The sequence below is a fragment of the Paenibacillus sp. FSL R5-0473 genome (assembly GCF_038004565.1).
GTDB classification, from domain to species: domain Bacteria; phylum Bacillota; class Bacilli; order Paenibacillales; family Paenibacillaceae; genus Paenibacillus; species Paenibacillus amylolyticus.
In genome coordinates, this window is record NZ_JBBORL010000001.1 from 3,704,455 (window position 1) to 3,723,232 (window position 18,778).

Annotated in this window: 16 protein-coding genes; 4 read left to right on the top strand and 12 right to left on the bottom strand. The window is 44.5% G+C overall.

Going from position 1 to position 18,778, the window contains the following annotated elements; genetic code table 11:
• Nucleotides 1-87 precede the first annotated feature (87 nt).
• The 6 genes from MKY28_RS16105 to MKY28_RS16130 form a co-directional block, all read right to left on the bottom strand.
• Nucleotides 88-1,041, bottom strand: a complete 954-nt coding sequence (locus MKY28_RS16105) for an NAD-dependent epimerase/dehydratase family protein (protein ID WP_340936376.1) — start codon at nt 1,039-1,041, stop codon at nt 88-90.
• A gap of 74 nt (nt 1,042-1,115) precedes the next feature.
• Nucleotides 1,116-1,637, bottom strand: a complete 522-nt coding sequence (locus MKY28_RS16110) for a TetR/AcrR family transcriptional regulator (protein WP_253507187.1) — start codon at nt 1,635-1,637, stop codon at nt 1,116-1,118.
• A gap of 235 nt (nt 1,638-1,872) precedes the next feature.
• Nucleotides 1,873-2,685, bottom strand: coding sequence for a hypothetical protein (locus tag MKY28_RS16115; RefSeq protein ID WP_340936377.1), 813 nt, complete (start codon nt 2,683-2,685; stop codon nt 1,873-1,875).
• Nucleotides 2,686-3,666 carry an ABC transporter substrate-binding protein gene (locus MKY28_RS16120; RefSeq protein WP_127544267.1) on the bottom strand — a complete coding sequence of 327 codons (981 nt, stop codon included), beginning with the start codon at nt 3,664-3,666 and terminating at the stop codon, nt 2,686-2,688.
• Nucleotides 3,667-3,774: 108 nt separating this feature from the next.
• A complete protein-coding gene (locus tag MKY28_RS16125; protein ID WP_340936378.1) occupies nt 3,775-5,376 on the bottom strand; it encodes an AraC family transcriptional regulator in 1,602 nt (533 codons plus the stop codon).
• Nucleotides 5,377-5,427: 51 nt separating this feature from the next.
• On the bottom strand, nt 5,428-7,449 hold the full coding sequence (locus MKY28_RS16130) for an AraC family transcriptional regulator (RefSeq protein WP_340936379.1): 2,022 nt from the start codon (nt 7,447-7,449) through the stop codon (nt 5,428-5,430).
• 421 nt (nt 7,450-7,870) lie between these two features.
• Here MKY28_RS16130 and MKY28_RS16135 point away from each other — a divergent pair, with 421 nt between their 5' ends.
• The 3 genes from MKY28_RS16135 (at nt 7,871) to MKY28_RS16145 (ending at nt 9,329) form a co-directional block, all read left to right on the top strand.
• A complete protein-coding gene (locus MKY28_RS16135) occupies nt 7,871-8,290 on the top strand; it encodes a MarR family winged helix-turn-helix transcriptional regulator (protein WP_036609779.1) in 420 nt (139 codons plus the stop codon).
• 27 nt (nt 8,291-8,317) lie between these two features.
• Nucleotides 8,318-8,968 (top strand): nitroreductase family protein, encoded by a 651-nt coding sequence (locus tag MKY28_RS16140; RefSeq protein WP_036670026.1) that lies wholly within the window; start codon nt 8,318-8,320, stop codon nt 8,966-8,968.
• Nucleotides 8,969-9,032: 64 nt separating this feature from the next.
• On the top strand, nt 9,033-9,329 hold the full coding sequence (locus MKY28_RS16145; protein WP_340936381.1) for a putative quinol monooxygenase: 297 nt from the start codon (nt 9,033-9,035) through the stop codon (nt 9,327-9,329).
• Nucleotides 9,330-9,501: 172 nt separating this feature from the next.
• Here the strand turns inward: MKY28_RS16145 and MKY28_RS16150 are convergent, their stop codons facing one another.
• From MKY28_RS16150 to MKY28_RS16165, 4 genes are all read right to left on the bottom strand, one after another.
• Complete coding sequence (locus tag MKY28_RS16150) at nt 9,502-10,851, bottom strand: FAD-binding oxidoreductase (RefSeq protein WP_253507168.1); 1,350 nt, start codon at nt 10,849-10,851, stop codon at nt 9,502-9,504.
• Between the two features lie 112 nt (nt 10,852-10,963).
• Nucleotides 10,964-11,485 carry a MarR family winged helix-turn-helix transcriptional regulator gene (locus MKY28_RS16155; protein WP_340032373.1) on the bottom strand — a complete coding sequence of 174 codons (522 nt, stop codon included), beginning with the start codon at nt 11,483-11,485 and terminating at the stop codon, nt 10,964-10,966.
• Nucleotides 11,486-11,531: 46 nt separating this feature from the next.
• On the bottom strand, nt 11,532-12,341 hold the full coding sequence (locus MKY28_RS16160; protein WP_340936382.1) for an alpha/beta hydrolase: 810 nt from the start codon (nt 12,339-12,341) through the stop codon (nt 11,532-11,534).
• Nucleotides 12,342-12,804: 463 nt separating this feature from the next.
• Entirely contained in the window at nt 12,805-13,854 is a 1,050-nt protein-coding gene (locus tag MKY28_RS16165; protein ID WP_340936383.1) for an LLM class oxidoreductase, read from the bottom strand.
• A 152-nt stretch (nt 13,855-14,006) separates the two neighbouring features.
• Here MKY28_RS16165 and pdxR point away from each other — a divergent pair, with 152 nt between their 5' ends.
• A complete protein-coding gene (pdxR, locus tag MKY28_RS16170; protein ID WP_340936384.1) occupies nt 14,007-15,422 on the top strand; it encodes a MocR-like pyridoxine biosynthesis transcription factor PdxR in 1,416 nt (471 codons plus the stop codon).
• Nucleotides 15,423-15,561: 139 nt separating this feature from the next.
• On the opposite strand, the gene MKY28_RS16175 is transcribed toward pdxR, so the two are convergent.
• Nucleotides 15,562-17,988 (bottom strand): flavocytochrome c, encoded by a 2,427-nt coding sequence (locus tag MKY28_RS16175; RefSeq protein WP_036670018.1) that lies wholly within the window; start codon nt 17,986-17,988, stop codon nt 15,562-15,564.
• A 13-nt stretch (nt 17,989-18,001) separates the two neighbouring features.
• On the bottom strand, nt 18,002-18,616 hold the full coding sequence (locus MKY28_RS16180) for an NADPH-dependent FMN reductase (protein WP_036670012.1): 615 nt from the start codon (nt 18,614-18,616) through the stop codon (nt 18,002-18,004).
• Nucleotides 18,617-18,778 lie beyond the last annotated feature (162 nt).

Consider the following 18,778-nt stretch of genomic DNA (forward strand, 5'->3'; position numbering starts at 1 on the left):
CTTTGTGCGCCCCCTATTCAATATACCTATAAAAGCTTCCCAGTTAGTGATCAATCAATTACTTTTCTCTAAAAAATATATTCCCCTCTACTCCCCCTGCAACTCCTTAATCGTCAACGCAATTCCTTCCTCAAAAGATGTTGCCACAACCGGGCCAATCCGTTCCTCATACTTCTGTCTACTCAGGATCAGCGGTTCCTCAGTCAGATATAACATTTCTACAATTTCTTTCATAACGGGTACACCTAGTCCAATCACCGACATTCCTACTTTTCCTAGCGCCAGCACAGGTTTGCTTCTTCCCGCAGCCTTCTGTGCCAATCGCACGATGTCATGACCCGAGATGATCCCCGATCCAGGAATGTTCCAATTCTGTCCATACGTCATCTCTCTGCTTGCCAGCTCCACCACCATGACCGCAGCATCCGGTAAATAAATATACTCTCTCGGCACGTTCATATTCCCGATAAAAAAAGCCATCTTTCCTTTTGCTATCGCTTCAAGGGTTGAACCCAGATAGGAAGCCTGATTGGCCGTTGGGCCATAATAGTCCGGCAAGCGAACAATCATCACCTGAGCTCTGCTCCATCTTGTGCTGAATAACATCTGTTCATAGGCAAGTCGTGTCTTGCCTTTTCGGGTATGTGGCTGCTTCGGATGTTCTTCCGTTACCTCGTTCATTTGTCTTCTGCCATAGGGGTAGATTCCGTCTATTACAACCACGTTCAGACCCAAGTGTTCTGCCGCCGCCATCACGGATTTGCCCAGCGGAATTAGCCTGCTCTCCATCTCGTTATAAGGGACATTCGCACAATGAAATATGACATCGGCACCCTGGGAAGCAGCAATAATATCCTCCGACCGAAATGCATCTCCAACTGCAATTAGCAGGTGATCCGGATATCCCAATTTTACCGCAAGTTGCTCCAACTTTTGACGGGAGCGCCCAAATGCGATCGTTGAAATCCCTCGTCTAATCAATTCCTCCGTAATTGCTGCACCTGTTCCACCTGTGGCTCCAATCACAATAGCTCTTTTCATCGTAGATCGACCTCTTTCATCCATTTAGTGATTGATCAATAACTAAAATATAAAAAGGGACTTTACCTCCCTCTCTATCGTTCCTTCAACTCTGGCATATCCAGTGCATTAGATACATTACACAACATCCCAATTGCCAGAAAAATCATGGTTCTTTTTAGCGGTTCAGCAATTCCTGCAACGGTGAAAGCTTCCAGTACCATGGCCCTTACATCACTAATGCCTTTTTGCATAGCCTGACGAATGACTTCCTCCCGTATCGTTTGCGCCTGCATCTGAAGCAAGATCTCGCTCTTGTGCGATTCCAGAATCTTATCATAGGCTTCAATGAGATCATTCTCTAACTGATCTGGTGTCGCCATCTCCACCACAATTCGAAACGAATCAATCACCCGTGTCCATGAGACCTCAATTGCAGTTAATAATAAAGCTTCTTTTGTTTTGAAAAAACGAAATATATACGGCTGTGAGATCTGTGCCCGTTCAGCCACCTGGGCTGTGGTCGCACGATAATAGCCAATTTCCGCGAAGACGTCAATTGCTGCGGAGATAATATCATTTCGCCGGTTAACCGACGCTGCTGCATCCTTTGCCATGATAATCCGCCCTCCAATAGTTAGTGATTAATTGATCAATAGCTTGAAGTATAACGAATACTATCCCTCGATGCAAAGGTATCGTGACCTTGTACAAAGCCAACAAACCCGCAGACGCTGGCTCAAGCCGCTGCAGGTTGTGTAACTTGTCGATCATAGATTCTATCCACTGGAAACCAAAGAGAACATGGTTTGTCTGAAACAGATTCGTACCATGCGGTACAAGAGTGTCTGTTCACTGCTGAAGAAGTTTACGCAATCGGGATTCCGAATCCAGCTTCGGACAACTGTCACAATACCCATGTGTATGACTTCCGTCTCCAACCAGATAAGCCAAACAACAATATCGGCGTAGCAGGAACGGCGGTCCCTGCCACCCGGAATGTTCGAAGCACTGCAGCTCATTGGCAAATGTACATGCATTATCGTTTTGCCGATCCAGCCAGAGGCTTTGATCTTCTTGAATCTTTGCAAGCCGTTCATCTGTCTTCCAAATGCTCTGATCATTGATCATACGTGCATACAATTGTTGCACATTATGGGCAACCAGAGACCACATGACCTTATCGCTCGCTCTTGTAGCGACGGCTACCGCTCGCAGGACAGGTTCCAGATGTAGCAGCACTCTTTTCTTGAGCAAGCCACTCTCTGACCTGCGCTGAACAGGATCTTCACCCTCCAGAGAGGTTCTCTCCAGCAGAGTCTCATATCGCATGCCACCTGCACCATTCAATTCAAACCGCACATCATCGTCTGCAACGCTAAGTATAGTATCGTATAGACTGAATGCTGAAATTACGGACATCACGAATACGGAGTAACGTTTGGCAAAAAGTGTACCGACGGCCGCACTTCCTCTTCCGCCCAATTGAAGCCCTTGCTGCATAGCCTGTTCACGCAATATCAAGTTTCGTTTCTCTTCATTCAGCAGATCCTTCACACGGAAAGGATACTTGGAATCATCGCAGTCCACTTGGATCGTCGTCACAAAAAATTGCTGTAACACTTCCGACATCTCTGAATAATCATGTATTGGATAATGTCTCATCTATTGAATCATCTCTTCAACTTCGTTGATAATCTCGCTTCGCCCAATTGCTCCCCAGCCCTTAAACAACCAGAACGAATCTGTCGTATAGACCTGATCTGCACCAACAGCCGGTACTCCCTTCCAGAGTGAGCTTGCGTTGATGTTGTTTACATACTCATCGGCATTCGGGTCAATCTCCAGAACTACGAAATCAGCATCCACATCTGCAATTTTCTCCATGGACAAATCCTCACGTTGTTCGGCAGGTGTCACAGTCGTTGGCACAAATCCAAGATCATGATACAAAAGTGTGTTGGTTGGATGTCCTTTTGCCGCGTAAATTTGTAAGGTCTTCTCTCTTACACGCAGATAAGCCAACTTTTTTTGATCCAGTTGTTCGATCTTCGCTTTTAATTGCTTCGCCTGCTGCTCTACCTCGGCTATCTTTTCTTTTGCCAGATCCACTTTGTTGTACATCCCGGCAATGGTCAACAGATCCTGTGTCCAATATGTTGTATCATCAACAAAATCCAGCCATTCAGTACCAAGTACAATCGTCGGAGCGATTTTCTCCAACTGATCATACGTACTCTCCGCAGTTCGACTCTCAATAACGATGACATCCGGATCAATCTGAAGGATAGCCTCCAGGTTAGGACTGTCTGCAGACCCTACCGTTGGAATGCCGGCAAGCTGATCTGCAAAGTAAGGCAAATAATCTCCTCCGTAACGAACTTCTACATTAACGCCTGCTGGTTTCTCACCAATCGTCAACATGTGATCGATGTAAGCAGCAGATAATACCACCATACGCTCTATTTTTTGCGGTACAACCGTTGTTCCTTTAAGATGCTCAATCGTTTGCGTACCACTCTCTTCCACAGGTGTATCCTGTTGCGGAGGCGTTGCTTCTGTTACTTCTGATGCCTTGCTACATGCCGTCAGAACGAGCACAAGCAGGGCCAACAGTATCATCGTTGTTGCTCTCTGTCTTACCATTTGTAGTAAATCCCCTCTACTATTTAATAATAATAATCATTATCACTATAGTAGGGAAAAGCATACAGGCTTACCATGGATTATTCCACTCTCTTCTCTTGCACAATATCACCGTAAGGTAACCCCAAGTTGCTCTGCCACATATCGCATGGCCCACATTCGTCCGGTGGGACCCAGCGTTTTGAAGAAAATATCTCCTGCATTATATACATGGCCTTCTTGAACAGCCTTTAATGCCAACCATGCACTGGATTGCTGCAATTGCCCCAGTTGAGCACGTGCCTCTTCTGTCGGGTCGACCATTACAAACACATGATCCGCGTCGTATAACTGCAAATCGCAAACTTTGCTCTCTACAGCCCACTGTTGTTCAGGAAAATCACGAGGCAAATAAAATCCCAGATCATCATACAATAGCGCCCCTGTCTGGTTGTTCAATCCATACATTCGGTAGAAATGGGAAGTCACCCGGATGAACATGACACTCTGTTTCCCCCACCTCGATTGAATGCGTCCTCGAAGAACCCGGCTCAGTTCAGCATGTTGTTCTATCCACTGTACAGCCTGTTCGGTGCGGCCCATAATGTCCGCCATATACAGAAGCCTCTCCCCAAAATGGTTGGTGTACTCTAGCATGGTGGTAGGCGCGATACGATTCAGGGAGTCATTTGGCTCCAAACGATCACTTGTAATGATCAGGTCCGGTTGGACTCGCCTCAAATCATCATAGTTCTGATTGAAGCTATCCAGAATAAGTCCCTGATGACTGTGTGCTTGAAGCGCAGGTATGGCAACATGTCGAGCAACCCTCTGACCATAGGATAAAGCGGATACTGGCCTCAAACCGAGCGTTATCACATAATCGTCCAACCCGTAATATAAGGTGGCAATGCGATTCACTTTATTTTTCATATACAACGTTGGGGCGATTCCTTCGTTTTTCTTGAAAACTCTGCTGAAATAGTGCTCGTCCTTATAACCCACTTGCTCCGCAATTTCCTTGATTTTATCTGAAGAAAATAACAGCTGCTTGGCCTTTGCCATACGTAGTTTCAGTATATATTCAATCGGGGTCATATTTAATTGTCGTTTGAATGTTCTTATAAAATGATTCACACTAAGCCCTGCCATGCGGGCCATCTGATCAATTCGAATATCTTCCATATACTGATGCGTCATATAATCAAGTGCCAAATCCATCCCCGCTACAGGGGGAGTTGCTTCATTCACGTGCATCATTAACTGAATCAACAACTGATGCAAAAGATGTTTCCTGCGCGTCTTTTCCAGACTCGTAAACGAGTGTTTTCCACTCACCAGGGTATCCATCATCTCCTGAATATCACGTGTATTGGAAGGAACATTAAGCTTGCCCGTCACAGGGAGATCAAATGCCTCGGTATGCCAAGCATTCTTACGCCGGGTAAGTGTAACACAGGAAAATAAAATGATCTGATATCGGACAGGTGCTTCCATATCCGTCTGAAACTCCACATGCATTCCTGGCGTCAACAAAAACCACTCGTCTTGAGATACCGTATGTACAATGTTATCCATAGACAAAGATCCCTTGCCCGCGATGACCCTGCAAATGGCGAACCTTTTCCAGATCCGACGCTGAACAGCCCCCGGATTGCTAGAGTAATGGCAGACGTGGACAGCAGAGAAATGTAGTTGCTCCAGTTGTTTGATCCAATCATTTTCCTCCATGCTCACGTCCCCTCCCTGTTCTGATCCGATTCTATGTGAACTGATTACACTCTATTTTTCAGCTCCCAATAGTAAATTCTTTATACTATTCAACTGCAACTCCAGTGAATAGGGATCTTCCATGACGAACTCATCCTCTGTACCATCCAAGGAACCATAGGTGTAGACTTGTCCTTTCTGCACAGCAGGCAGACGTTTCCAAACCTCGCTGTTCAGGATCTCTTTGGCGTCCTCACTACCCGAACCATATAAGAAGATATGATCTCCCATATACTCAGGCAGTACTTCAAGGGAGATCGTCTCGAATCCATCCTTCATTTCGAGTGCTTGCTGAGTTGGAGGCAGTTTCAGCATCTCATAGATCGTGGAACTACCATAGTTCCCGCCTTCTGCACCAAGTACATACAACGCTTTGTACCCTATTTGTATGATGGATACAGTCTCGCCTTCTTTAATTACACCATCAATCTGCTTCTTAGTCTCTTCGATATTCTCTTCATATGTCGTGATCCATTGCTCTGCTTCCTTCTCTTTTCCAAAAACACCAGCAATCCGGCGCAGCTTTTCCAGTGGGCCAGAAGTTTTATCGCCTTCCCAATAAGGTAAAAAGACGGTCGTTGCAATTTTTTCGTAATCCTCAATATTTTTATCAATGGAACCGATGATGAGATCCGGCTCAAGTGACACTAACTTCTCCAGATTCATTGGGAACTCTCCTCCCAAATCCTCAATACCCGCTATAACATCAGCAGCAATGCCAGACTTTTCAATCCATCCTTCGTTCAGCATAAATGTTCTTACACCAACCGGTACAATGCCCAGTTTCAGCAGGTACCCCATATATTGATCTGAAGCAACACGCTGCGGATTGGCCGGGATTACCACATCTCCCCTCATTGTAGAGACGGTCCGCGTCTCCGGCTGTGCAGTCGATTTCCCTGCCTCCGTTGCCTGGTTACCCGATTGTGTAGTAGTCGCATTGGTCTCTGTTTGCGTACCACTTGCAGACGGCGCTGGACTGGAACAGGCCGTGAGCAATAGCGTGAGACACAACATCATGCTTAGTGCTGTCATTTTGAATTTTCCTTGCATTATTAATTCCCCTCCAACACTCTTTTGATATTGATAATCAATATCATTATATAGATGGGAATGTAACGAATGAAGGGCATTTTCTTGCATTACACTGGGCAAATCTTGCTTGTTGTTCAATACCAATGGGTGTTTCGACTTGTTTAACCGTTGACTTACTCCTTTTTTGTAGCGAATTGGAGAAAGCCCTTTTATTTTTTTGAAGCTGCGGCTCAGTGAATGTGCATCCGGATAGCCGATCTGTTCTGCAATCTGTTGCAGCGTTGCACTGGTATGCACCAGAAGATGTGCGGCCCTCTCCATTCGAATCTGTCCAAGATACTGGATGGGACTGATGTTTAACTTTTGTTTGAACAGCCTCGACAAGTGCCCCACACTGCATTCCATTGCTTCTGCCATTACGTCAAGAGCTATGGGCTCATGGAGATGAGCTTTCATATATTCAATAGCCTGTGTGACCGTATCCGGTTTATGTGGCTGAATGGATTGTTCGTGTAAGTCTGTCAATAAAAGATATACCCATTGATGAAATAAGGTTTTGGCATGTAACTTTGCAAGCTTAGTAGACTGCTCCCACTCCTGTTTCAATTCCTCCATACACTGATACATGTGTAGCGGACGGGTTGGTACAAGTGCATATTGGTCCTGAAACGGACGTTCATGGTCCATCAGATACTGAATTTCCATCCCACAGGGCAAGGCCAGGATGGCTTTGTACAAAATCATATAATACGCCACGCCCGAATCCGTCTCCATGTTTAAATACGCCTGCTTGCCTCCATGAATGATGTGGAATCCCTCAACAATGTATCTGTGTTGATCCATTCGTATCCGTGCACTTCCGTCGGTGATATATAGATAGGTACTTGCTGGTAGTTGATAATTCTTCAACTTCTCCCCAGGATGCAAAGCGTTTTGGCGTACATCCAGTATTTTGACAAAAGCATGATTCCACAACCTGATGTGATCATTCAAATTCATATCCGCTGTACTTTCCCTCCCGCCATATTACATCGACATACCTTCTTGCTACTCTTTATGAAGAGCCTGTAATTTTCGCTCAGTATGTATATTTCATTTCATTATAAATCAATTGATAACAATTCTCAATAACATGCACAATCAATATTAACTTACCCATTTGGACAACATATATGGACTGCAATGTATACGTAGCGGGATAATAACGCTAGAATCAGCAACATTTTCTAACCTGTTGCAAAATCATAAAAGGCATGATATATTAATTGAGCCATCAATGATTGACGCATCAAATATTGATACATCAATGATTCGAGAGCATCCAAATAATCATTAGGCAATGGCATTGTATACTGCAACATTAATCATTGGTTAACATACGCCGTTGTTCATGATTCAGATTCACCCGGGAGGTCTAGTCATGACACGTATTGTTTCCAAAGAAGAACAAATCATCAATCTGTTGAACGTGTTGGGTAACAAACTCAGTCCCAAGTTCGAACGCTGTACAGGTATCAGTTCCTCTCGCTTTGAAATTCTGCATGAGCTGGATCAGGTCGATGAGATTAACCAATCCATGTTGCAGAAAATCATTAACATTGATAGTGCTGCGATTACACGCCACTTGAAGCAACTTGAGGCGGACCTGATGGTTACAAGACGTAAGAATCCCGATGATAATCGGGTCACTTTTGTTCGTTTGACGGACCACGGTCGGAAGCAGATTGAAGGCTACAAAGCTGAGAAGACCAATTTTATCAACCAGATTTTACAGGATTTCAGTGAAGACGAAGTTCAATCACTCGCCGATTTCCTGGAACGTATGCAGAACAATTTCTAAACCCATATATAGAGGAGAGATCCATGCATGAGTACAATTCAAAGCAAATTCCAAAAAACCAATGATTTTAACGAAATCACCTACGGTCGTCGTTCTGTTAAACTTTACGATCCTGAAGTGAAAATTAGCCGTGAAGAAATGACTGAAATTCTGTCAGAAGCTTCCCGTGCACCATCTTCGATCAATTTGCAGCCTTGGCGTTTTCTGGTTGTAGATACAACTGAAGGTAAAGAAAAGCTTGCTCCACTTGCGAGATTTAATCAAAATCAAGTGTTGACTTCCTCCGCAGTCATTGGGGTATTCATTGACATGAAAAACGCGGAACATATGGAAGAAATTTTTGGTAAAGCTGTAGAACTCGGTTATATGCCACAAGAAGTTAAAGATATGCAACTATCAAAAGTATTGCCTTATTATGAAAATATGCCTGCTTCCGCTATTCGCGAAGTTAATATGATCGACGCTGGACTTGCTTCCATGCAATTAATGCTTGTAGCACGTGCTCACGGTTATGATACTAACCCAATCGGTGGTTACGAAAAAGACCAAATCGCAGAAGCATTTGGCATGGACAAAGAGCGTTATCAAGCGGTTATGTTGATCTCGATCGGTAAATCGGCCAAAGAAGGTCACCCATCCTACCGCCTGCCTGTAGAAACAATCACAACTTGGGCATAATATCAGGGACGGTTTCCCCATTCTTAACACATTCCAAACAAACACAATATGGAGGTTATACATTATGATTATCATTCACGCTCATCTGCAAATTAAACCGGACCAAGAGCAAGCATTCCTCGCATCTGCGAAAGAACTGATGGCTGCAACACGTCAAGAAGAAGGTAACATCAGCTACGATTTGGCAAAAAGCACAGAACGCGAACAACAATACACGATGATCGAGCTGTGGAAAGATGAAGCTGCTACAGCTTCCCACAACACAAGCGCGCATTTCCAAGCTTTTGTTCAACAAGCAGCAGCATTCATGGCCGCTCCAATGAACGTTGAAGTATTTGCTGGAGAACAAGTTAAAGCTTAATAGCGCTTTAACTGCCGTGCGTATTTAACATGTGAAGAAGCCGCTCTTGGTCATATGACCGAGGGCGGCTTTTTAGTTTCCTTTTGAAAATAAGTTCACTTCAACAAAAAACACGCCAATTAAGGCGTGTTTTCTTCACTCATTGAAGAGGTATTGAACAATTGAACATGGACTACACTATCCGAGCAGGAGTAATACTTTGCGGATTGTTAAACACATTTTTCGGGTCATACTTGGCTTTGACTCTCCGCAGTCTGGCATAGTTGGCTCCATAGTACACTGGACCGGAATTCTTGATCCCTTGGTCTGGAACGTTGATATAGGAACCCACAATGTATGGTTGCAATTTCTTGCGAGTATTACGAGCGAGTGCGATATTTTTGGCGGCATGGGATGGTTTGAGCCACGTACTGGTCCATTCCACATAGAACTTCTCTTTACGCCAGAAGAAGGCGGTTGATCTAGGTGATTTGCGACTTACTGCTCCGCCCCAGTTGAGGAAATAGAATCCGCCTGGTCCCTCTTCCAGGTTCTCCAAAAATGTTCGCATCGATTTAATGGCTTTATCGGGGAATGGTTTTCGTCCAAAACCGGACGAGAACTGGTTGCTATACCGTTGAGTCTCGGTCGGATCAGGTTGTAATAAGAACTTCACAACTTCCGTGTAAGGTAACAAACGAACAATGGAACTTGTCGGTGTGCCAACACTCGTAATCGGCTGCAATAGACGGAGAGCCTCTGTTTTTGACCCTAGGAACAGCCCCTCCATGACAACATTGCCACCCTTTTTCGGTCCGATGGATAATTCGCTACCCAATCTTGTATCCACAGAGGGAGCCCACCTCTGCCATACTTTGAGCACCTTTTCGAATTGAGCCCATGGCCAGGTAATCTTAAATACAGTTGCTTTCGCTGGAGCACGGCGCACTTTGAATTTGTAGCGGGTGTATACTCCGAAGTTACCACCGCCCCCTCCCCGCGAGGCCCAAAAGAGATCTGAATTACGATTTTTATTGGCCCGAATCACTTTTCCTTTGGCGTCCACCATCTCCACCTCAAGCAGGTTATCACTGATAAGACCGATGGTACGCTGGAGAGGCCCAATTCCCCCACCTAACGTAATTCCACCGATCCCTACAGTAGGGCTGTCACCAAAAGGAGCTATGAAACCTTGCTTGGCAAGGGTATTTGCAATTCTTCCCACTCGGTTTCCTGTTCCAACAACAACCGTTCCATTTTTTTTATCAAGCTTGATGGAATTCAGATCACTCACATCAATCACGATACCGCCATTCACCTGTGAAAGATTCACTTCAAGCGCATGTCTGCCGCTCCGCGGCCTGATCGGTACATTGTTTTCACGAGCCCATCGGATAGCATTGGATACATCCTTCGTCCGTTGGGCAAATACAAACACTTTGGGAAATTTGTCCGTATGCGGGTCCCAGTTCTTGCGCGCCGCTTCATATCCCGGATCTCCTTTATAAATAACCCGTCCGGTAAGCTTTGTTGATGATTTCACACGTCCCACTCCCTGCTGAATAATTGTCCTACAGCCTCTGCTGCATCAAGCACTTTATACTGTATGACGGACATTCGCGGAGGGAATGGGCTGTTGCCCTTAATTTCAAGGTTCATGTTTCAGAGGAATCAATTCTGATTAACTTGCGCGCTTCCTGTTCTTTTTCACCATACCAGACGAGCACGTCAGCAAACAAATCCATGATGCGAATAAAGTTCTGCTTATCCGCCTCTGAAATCTGATCTGCATACTTGAAAATCTCATCAAAGCAAAGCTCCCTTACAAATTCAGTGTACTTCGCATATACCTCGCGACCTTTCGTCGAAGGTTTGACGTATATGTCTTTGCGGTTGCCGCTTAAATGAAATTTTTCGAGCAGCCCTTTTTCCGTCAGATTCTTCACGTTCTTGGAAAATGTACTGCGGCTTACGCCCAGGCGTGCGGCCATCTCCGACATCTTCTCTTCCTTGTCCTCGGCTTCCAGGATGTATTCCAGCGTCTGAATCTGTGAAGCCGAGAACATCATGTCTGTACCATAACTTCGCTGCAGCTTATAGGTGTTCGAGTACGCATTACCGTATTTGATAATTTTCTCAATCAGTTCCCGATGGTCACCCATCCAATCTAATTTCATGCGTAATCCCTTTCATATTCAGATTCTCTCTCTTACTCTACTGAAATCAGATCCGTTTTTCAATCCATGTAATCGCTTCTTCAATAACGTCATCACGAGTCGGTTCATTAAATATCTCATGCATCAGATGAGCATAAATTTTGAGTGTTTTATCCGTTGAAGCGATATCGCCGTAAAAGTCACGGGAATCCTTTTCGCTGACCAGTCCATCATTTGCTCCATGCAGAACAAGTACGGGATCTGTAAACTGCTTGGGGTTCTCCTTCAGCCATGTTATGCCATTTCCCAGACTATTAAATAGATCTACAGAGATCTGTTTTTCAACCAGTGGGTCATTAGCGTAAGCGGATACAACTGCGGGATCACTACATACGCCGCTGCCCAGCTCATTCGGGAAATACGTGCCTGTAGGAAGTTCCATCGGCAGTTCTCCGGCAACTTTTGTATTGTAACGAGTGAGCGCTCCGGATAGTACGATGCCTTTGACCTTGCCTGGATATTTCGTTCCAAAGGACGAGGTTGCAAAACCGCCCATACTATGTCCGATGACAAACAGCGGAAGATCACCGCTCTCTTGCAATGCCGCCTCGACAATGACATGAACATCTTCAATAAGATGATCAAACTCTTTATAGAACGTACGCTGTCCCTCGGATCTGGCATGACCACGATGGTCGAAGCGATACACGCTAAACCCGCGCTGATTCAGCTTCTCTGTCAAATAATCGTAGCGCCCTGCATGCTCAGCTAGTCCGTGAACAATAACTACAGCTGCCTTCGCATCACTAACTAAATTTTTACTAGAATATAGGCGAGTACCGTCAAAAGATTCGATTGTTGTTTCAATTGTACTCATAATATTTCCCATCCCTCTCGTTACGCTCAAGCACCAAACAATTAAAATTCTTTAGCACAGGGCGTTATTCGTATACTTAAGAATGAAGTCCTTATAATTATATTTGATAAGAACAATATAGTTTCTTATAGAAACAATATTATCACCGTCGACATCCCTTGTCTATATTAAATTAAAACGCTTACACGAAGACTGTGTCATACCTTTGGCATCATTCCTGATCTGCTGTATCGAGTCGATTTACAGCTTCATACACGCACGCGGACTAAGCTACGCATTCGCTACCTGAACAATCCATAACGAAAAAAACGCCATAATATATTTCGTAATGACGTCTTTTTCGTTATGGTACCTAGGGGATCGAACCGCTGACCTTATCGCTGTCAGCGGATCGATACTCTTCTGATCGTTAACAGAAATGCGGAGAAAAGCCACTTGTGTCATCAGGCAATAATTTTATGCTCTACCACCCTGTAAACAACGGCTTCGGACCCACATTCGTAGGAAAGAGCGGCAATACTTCCTCTGCCAACTCCTGAATCACCTCAGCAGGAGGCCGACTCGAAAAATGAATGCCTAGTGCAGCATGATTAACTCCCACCGCTCGCCATTCCTCCAAAAGCTGAATCAAACCTGCCCGACCTGTACGTAATATGTATCCGCCACGAAGCGGTGTTCGCGGATAATTGACATCTTCCACAAGATCAATCCATTCGTTGGTCATATGCGGCTTGAACATGCCATTAGGTATTTTTTCACGCCAGGCACTAATCTTATGGCCAAGCATCTGAGGACCGGATTCGTTTGCCGTTGCTTCGGGATACGTAAGCCAGCCGTCACTGTTCTTCGCAATCCAATCTAAAGACTGCCTGCTTGAGCCTGTCACAACGAGCGGAATACCACCAGCTGCTGGTTTCGGGAGTAATTCAAGCCCTTTCAATTGACCAAGAGAAGATTGAATTGCGCCAGTTCTATCCTGTATAAGCTCACGGAAAAACTCCACCGTCTCCCGGAATCGCACATCACGATGCTCCCCATCTATCCCATATGCCGGAAACTCAGCAGGTCGGTCGCCAGAAGCAATCCCTAACACAAGTCGTCCGCCCGAGAGTACATCAATGGATGCAGCTGCCTTGGCTAAATCAATCGGATGGCGAAGCGTGAAGATCGCGCTTCCTGTTACTAGGGAGACGTTTTTGGTTCTTGCAGCAAGATAGGCTAGATAGACAAATGGGTCAAATACTTGTCCAGCATCTCCAAAGCCGGGATCAAATAAAGGGACATCTCGCACCCATACGGCTGCAAAATTGCGTTGATCAATGCTTTCCACGAGGTCAGCTTGACCTTTTAGAACATCCATGTGTCCTTTATAGAATTTAAATGGTAAAAACAGCCCTATTGTTAATTGGTCTGGGGCAAACATACGGCGGAAACCAGGGTGTTGATTGAAGTTTTCCACCGCTTGTGTTGACGGATTTTCTATTCGTTCCATAACATCTATAGGTTTGTTCATTCCTTCTCCTCCTACAACAATAGTAATCCAGTGCACTGATATCTTTTCAATTCGACCGGAACTGATATAATTGTAACCATCGATTGACCCCATAAGTAGTGACAACTCTCAACAAAATAACAGGGTCAGTTTTGGCAACGAGGAGGATTAACATGATTGAGTTGACATTATTGTTGAACAGAGAGTCTGGAGATCCGTTATACACTCAGCTTTATCACTATATTAAGAAAGATATTTTGAACGGAAAGTTACCAGCCGATAGTCGTCTTCCCTCTATTCGTTCACTATCCAGTCACCTCCACATTAGCCGTAATACAGTCGATATGGCCTATCAACAGTTATTAGCCGAAGGTTATGTCCAGAGCAGACCTAGAAGTGGCTTATACATAATGGATTTGAAGCTGGAAGCATTGCCCTTGTCCCATGTAGTGAGTAAGGATTGGTTGGAAAACAGTATTCAGGATAGCCCAGAGATTCGATACAATTTTCGTTATGGTGACGTAGATGCCGAGCATTTTCCATTTGCCACTTGGCGCAAGTTATCCAATCAGAGCTTGCTCCAAAACCAAATGAAGTTGTTCTCTTATGGCGATCCTCTTGGAGAACCGGGACTTCGATCTGAAATTGCAATTTACCTGCACAGCTCTAGGGGAGTAAATTGTTCACCTGATCAAATTATAATTGGAGCTGGTGTTCAATACCTGCTCGGTGTGTTATCTGGATTAATAGGTAACGTTAGTCATGGTATCGCGATGGAAGACCCGGGATATGACGGTGTTCGGACGGTTTTTCAACATAAAGGTCTAAACATTCATCCTATTCCGCTGGAAGCAGATGGTCTTCATATCCATAAGTTATACAAAAGCAATTCCCGCATCGTCTACATTACACCGTCACATCAGTTCCCCTATGGAATGGTCATGCCGCTCGCCAAGAGAATGCAATTACTGAAATGGGCAACAGACCAGAATGGGATCATTATTGAGGACGATTATGATAGTGAGTTCAGATATGTCGGCAAACCGATACCTTCCCTGCAAAGCCTGGATACTCAACAGCGAACCGTTTACCTGGGGACATTTTCAAAGTGCCTTCTTCCTTCATTACGAATTGCATATATGGTTCTACCACAGACCATGGTAGAGCTACACCGTAAACAAGACTACCGATTATATGATCAAACAGTCTCTCATTTTCAGCAGAACACCCTAGAGCTGTTTATGAGTAATGGACATTGGGAAGCCCACATTCGCAAGATGAGGAAGGTATATCGACAGAAGCAATTCACACTTATTTCAATGATTCAGAAGATGATGGGTGCTCAAGTTACCATCGTTGGTGAGGATGCAGGACTTCATATTTTATTGCGTGTACATAACGGAATGGACGAACACAAACTGATTGCTACTGCTGAGAAGGAAGGTGTTCAGGTCTACCCGGTATCCCCCTTTTGGGCGCAACCAGCTCAAGCGGAGCAATCCATGGTTCAGATTGGTTTTGGTGGATTGAGTATTGAGGATATTACAGAAGGTGTATATGCCCTTCACCGGGCTTGGTTTGGGGTCTGAGAACATTCGTGTGACCACGACCACAAAACCAAACCATTTCCACATCGAAAAAACCCGCTTAACACTCGAAAATCCTTGTGTTAAGCGGGTTCTTTACATATGGGAAACCTGGAGTGATCTATATTTCTTATTTTACATTCTAATCATTCATCTCATCAACAGCAGTCTTACCAGCGATTCGCCCAAAAGTAAAGATATCCGTCAAGGCATTACCGCCTAAACGGTTGCCTGCATGTATACCTCCTGCAACTTCTCCAGCGGCATACAGATGTGCAATCGGCTGACCGTTTTCATCCAATACGCGGGTTTGGGTGTCGATCTTAATTCCGCCCATGGTATGGTGAACTGCCGGTTTTCTAGGTGTGGCATAGAATGGAGACTTCTCGACTTTTAAACTAAACGTATCCTTATGGAACTCCGGATCAAAGCCCGCATCCACATATGAGTTATACTTATCAATCGTATTTCTAAGAACTTCAGGTTCCATTTTGATTTTCACTGCCAGTTCTTCTATCGTATCGGCTCTGAACAAGGTACCTTCTTCGACTTGACGGTCTATCTTTTCCTGGCTTGTGTTCGCTGCCGTTTTCTTGATCTCGTCATCCGCAATCAGGTAAAATAAACTTCCCTGCTCGATAGCTGCTTTCGTTAAGACATCTCGTCCAGAGAATTCATTAACAAATCGTTCTCCCTTTTTATTAACAATGACAAAGTTTTCAGGCGGTACTTGCAGTCCACTGAAGAGTTCGCCCGTATCCGGATCGGCTACAGGCATCATTTGAGTGAAGCCCATGCCTGTCAGCGCTGCTCCTGCACTCTTACCTAGCGATATTCCATCACCAGTCATCGCATAGGAATTTGTTGTTTTGATATCATCGTCAATATGGCTCCAGTATGTGTTGTATTCCTTGAGCATCTGTGTATTTGCACCAAAACCGCCGCTGGCAAGCACAACGGCTTTGGCATGAATGGTTATGTTCTGACCATTGACACCTGTTGCGATAACACCTGTTATTTTTCCATCTTCGATGATCAATTGTTTGACCGGGCTATCTGTAATAATTTTTCCTGAATGCTCTTCTACATATTTGCTAAGTGCAATGATAAAGGCAGAGCCATAACTTTTGACAGGTTTATGGCCACGACGCCAAAGGGCACCCACTGGAGCAAATACGATACTCTTATCATACTCAACCCCGATATCCTCAAGCCACGTTACACTTTCCAAGGCACGGTCTGTAAGTACTTTGACCAGATCGTATTGTCCATAGATCATGCTCCCATTCAGGTCTGTACGTTTGCCCCCAAAATACGTTTGCATTCTGTGAAGAAGTGGGGAGTCGAATAAATAAGCCTTTTCTGTGCCGAACTTATCCTGATATGCAGTAAACTCTTCTTTGAGTGCATGGAAATCATCTACATATTCTGGATGGATCAAGCTCTCATCGGTACTTAATAAATTCTCAATCGTCTGTCTTTCCCCTGGATTCTCAGTGAACTGTTGTTGCCATACAGGATCTGCAGCATTGACAGGACCACCTGAGCGGATCGTATTCCCCCCAACAGCAGGATATTTCTCAAGTACAATCGCACTTGCTCCTTGTTGTAAAGCTGTAGCAGCAGCACTGAGTCCTGCGCCACCTCCACCTACAACGACCACATCGCAAGTGTATTCTTCGTCATCTTTCATCTGGCTGCTAGCAGGTTTTGGACGTCTTTTCAGGATGTCAGGATTCACTCCGGCAAGCTTAACCGCTTTGGCTACACCATTGATGACAGCATTACTGGTTTCAGAAGCACCTGAGAGAGCATCTACATTCAGCGTCTGTCCCTCAATGATTTTATTCGGAATTCTTACAAAAACAACATCGGCGATGCCTTCGGTTTCACCCTTCGAATCGATATCGATGCTTTCAATTCTATTTTCACTAAAGGATACCTTCATCGGCAGATTGCCACTGTGACCTATAGCATTGATCTCATACACACCGGGATTATAAGTGAATTCTTCTTCTTCGTTCAGCTGATTTGAAATTTTGGCAAACCGAAGGAACCGCAGGAAACATATTTCCAGGAAATCGATCGTTCCTTCATTGTTCAGGTTGCCTGATTCGTCAAATGCTTTATGTGCGCTGCCAAGCAAAAATTCATACCCTGGCATCACGTTAGCTTCGACACCTGGTGCATCCAGGATTTGACGAAGATGCAGCTGTGCACGCGAGGAACCTTGTGTTCCCTGTGACGCACCTATGATCATCACGGGTTTTCCAGCCAGCGGATGGATTTCAAAGCTCAACCATTCCAGCAGGCTTTTAAGAGATGAAGGGATGGAATGGTTATATTCTGGAGTCGCAATAATGACACCATCACTTGCCATAATTTTTTCATTAAACGATTGTATAATTGCACTGTTTGTTTGATTATCGGACTGATTAAACATCGGAACATCTGTAATATCGAGGATTTCAATGGCTGCTCTGGACTCAAAATGCTTTTGTATGAATTGAAGCAGCTTGCGATTATACGATTTCTTTGCATTTGTGCCAACGATCGCTATGATTTTCATTGTGATTAGCCCCCTACTCTTGCCAGGAAAATTTTTTCGTTTTTTTCTTCAACGTCCTTTTGGATAACAGTTCCGTAGTGATCTCCGTAAACAAAACAAACTCATTGAAGATTTCGTCAAGCTCGGCCACTTTTTGAGCGTCAATGAGATTACCACTGCTATCAAATGCACTCTGGGATTTTCCCAAAAGAAACTCGCTGCTAGGCATCATTCTCGCACCAAGCTCAGGCGAATCCAGGATTTGTCTAAGATGCGCTTGTGCCCTGGAAGAACCGAGCGCACCATGTGAAGCACCCACAATCAGAACAGGCTTGTCTTTCAAGGTTTGAGTGGTATAACTGATCCATTCCAGCGCACTTTTCAGAACGGCAGGGATTGCATGGTCATACTCAGGAGTAGCGATAATGACACCTTTCGCTTTAGAAATTTGATCTAATAAGTCTTGTACCTTCACAGGAATATCAACTTCAGCATCCTCTAATTCATCTTTTTCAATAAAAGCAGGCATATCCTTAATTTCAAACAAGTCAATCTGGGCTTCACTAGCAAAATGCTTTTGCATAAATTGAAGCAACGTCCGGTTCGTTGACACATCCGAATTCGTGCCCACGATAGCTAAATAGTTCATCGTAATCCCCTCTCTGTCATTCGAGATGATGTTCGTTACTGTCAGGCTCAATCTTTCGGCCTAACTCTAACATATCAAAGCTCAAATGATCTAATAGTTATTCATTGCAGTTTGATAACTAATTTGTTATAATCACCTCAAATTCAAAGTTTGTTACTTTTT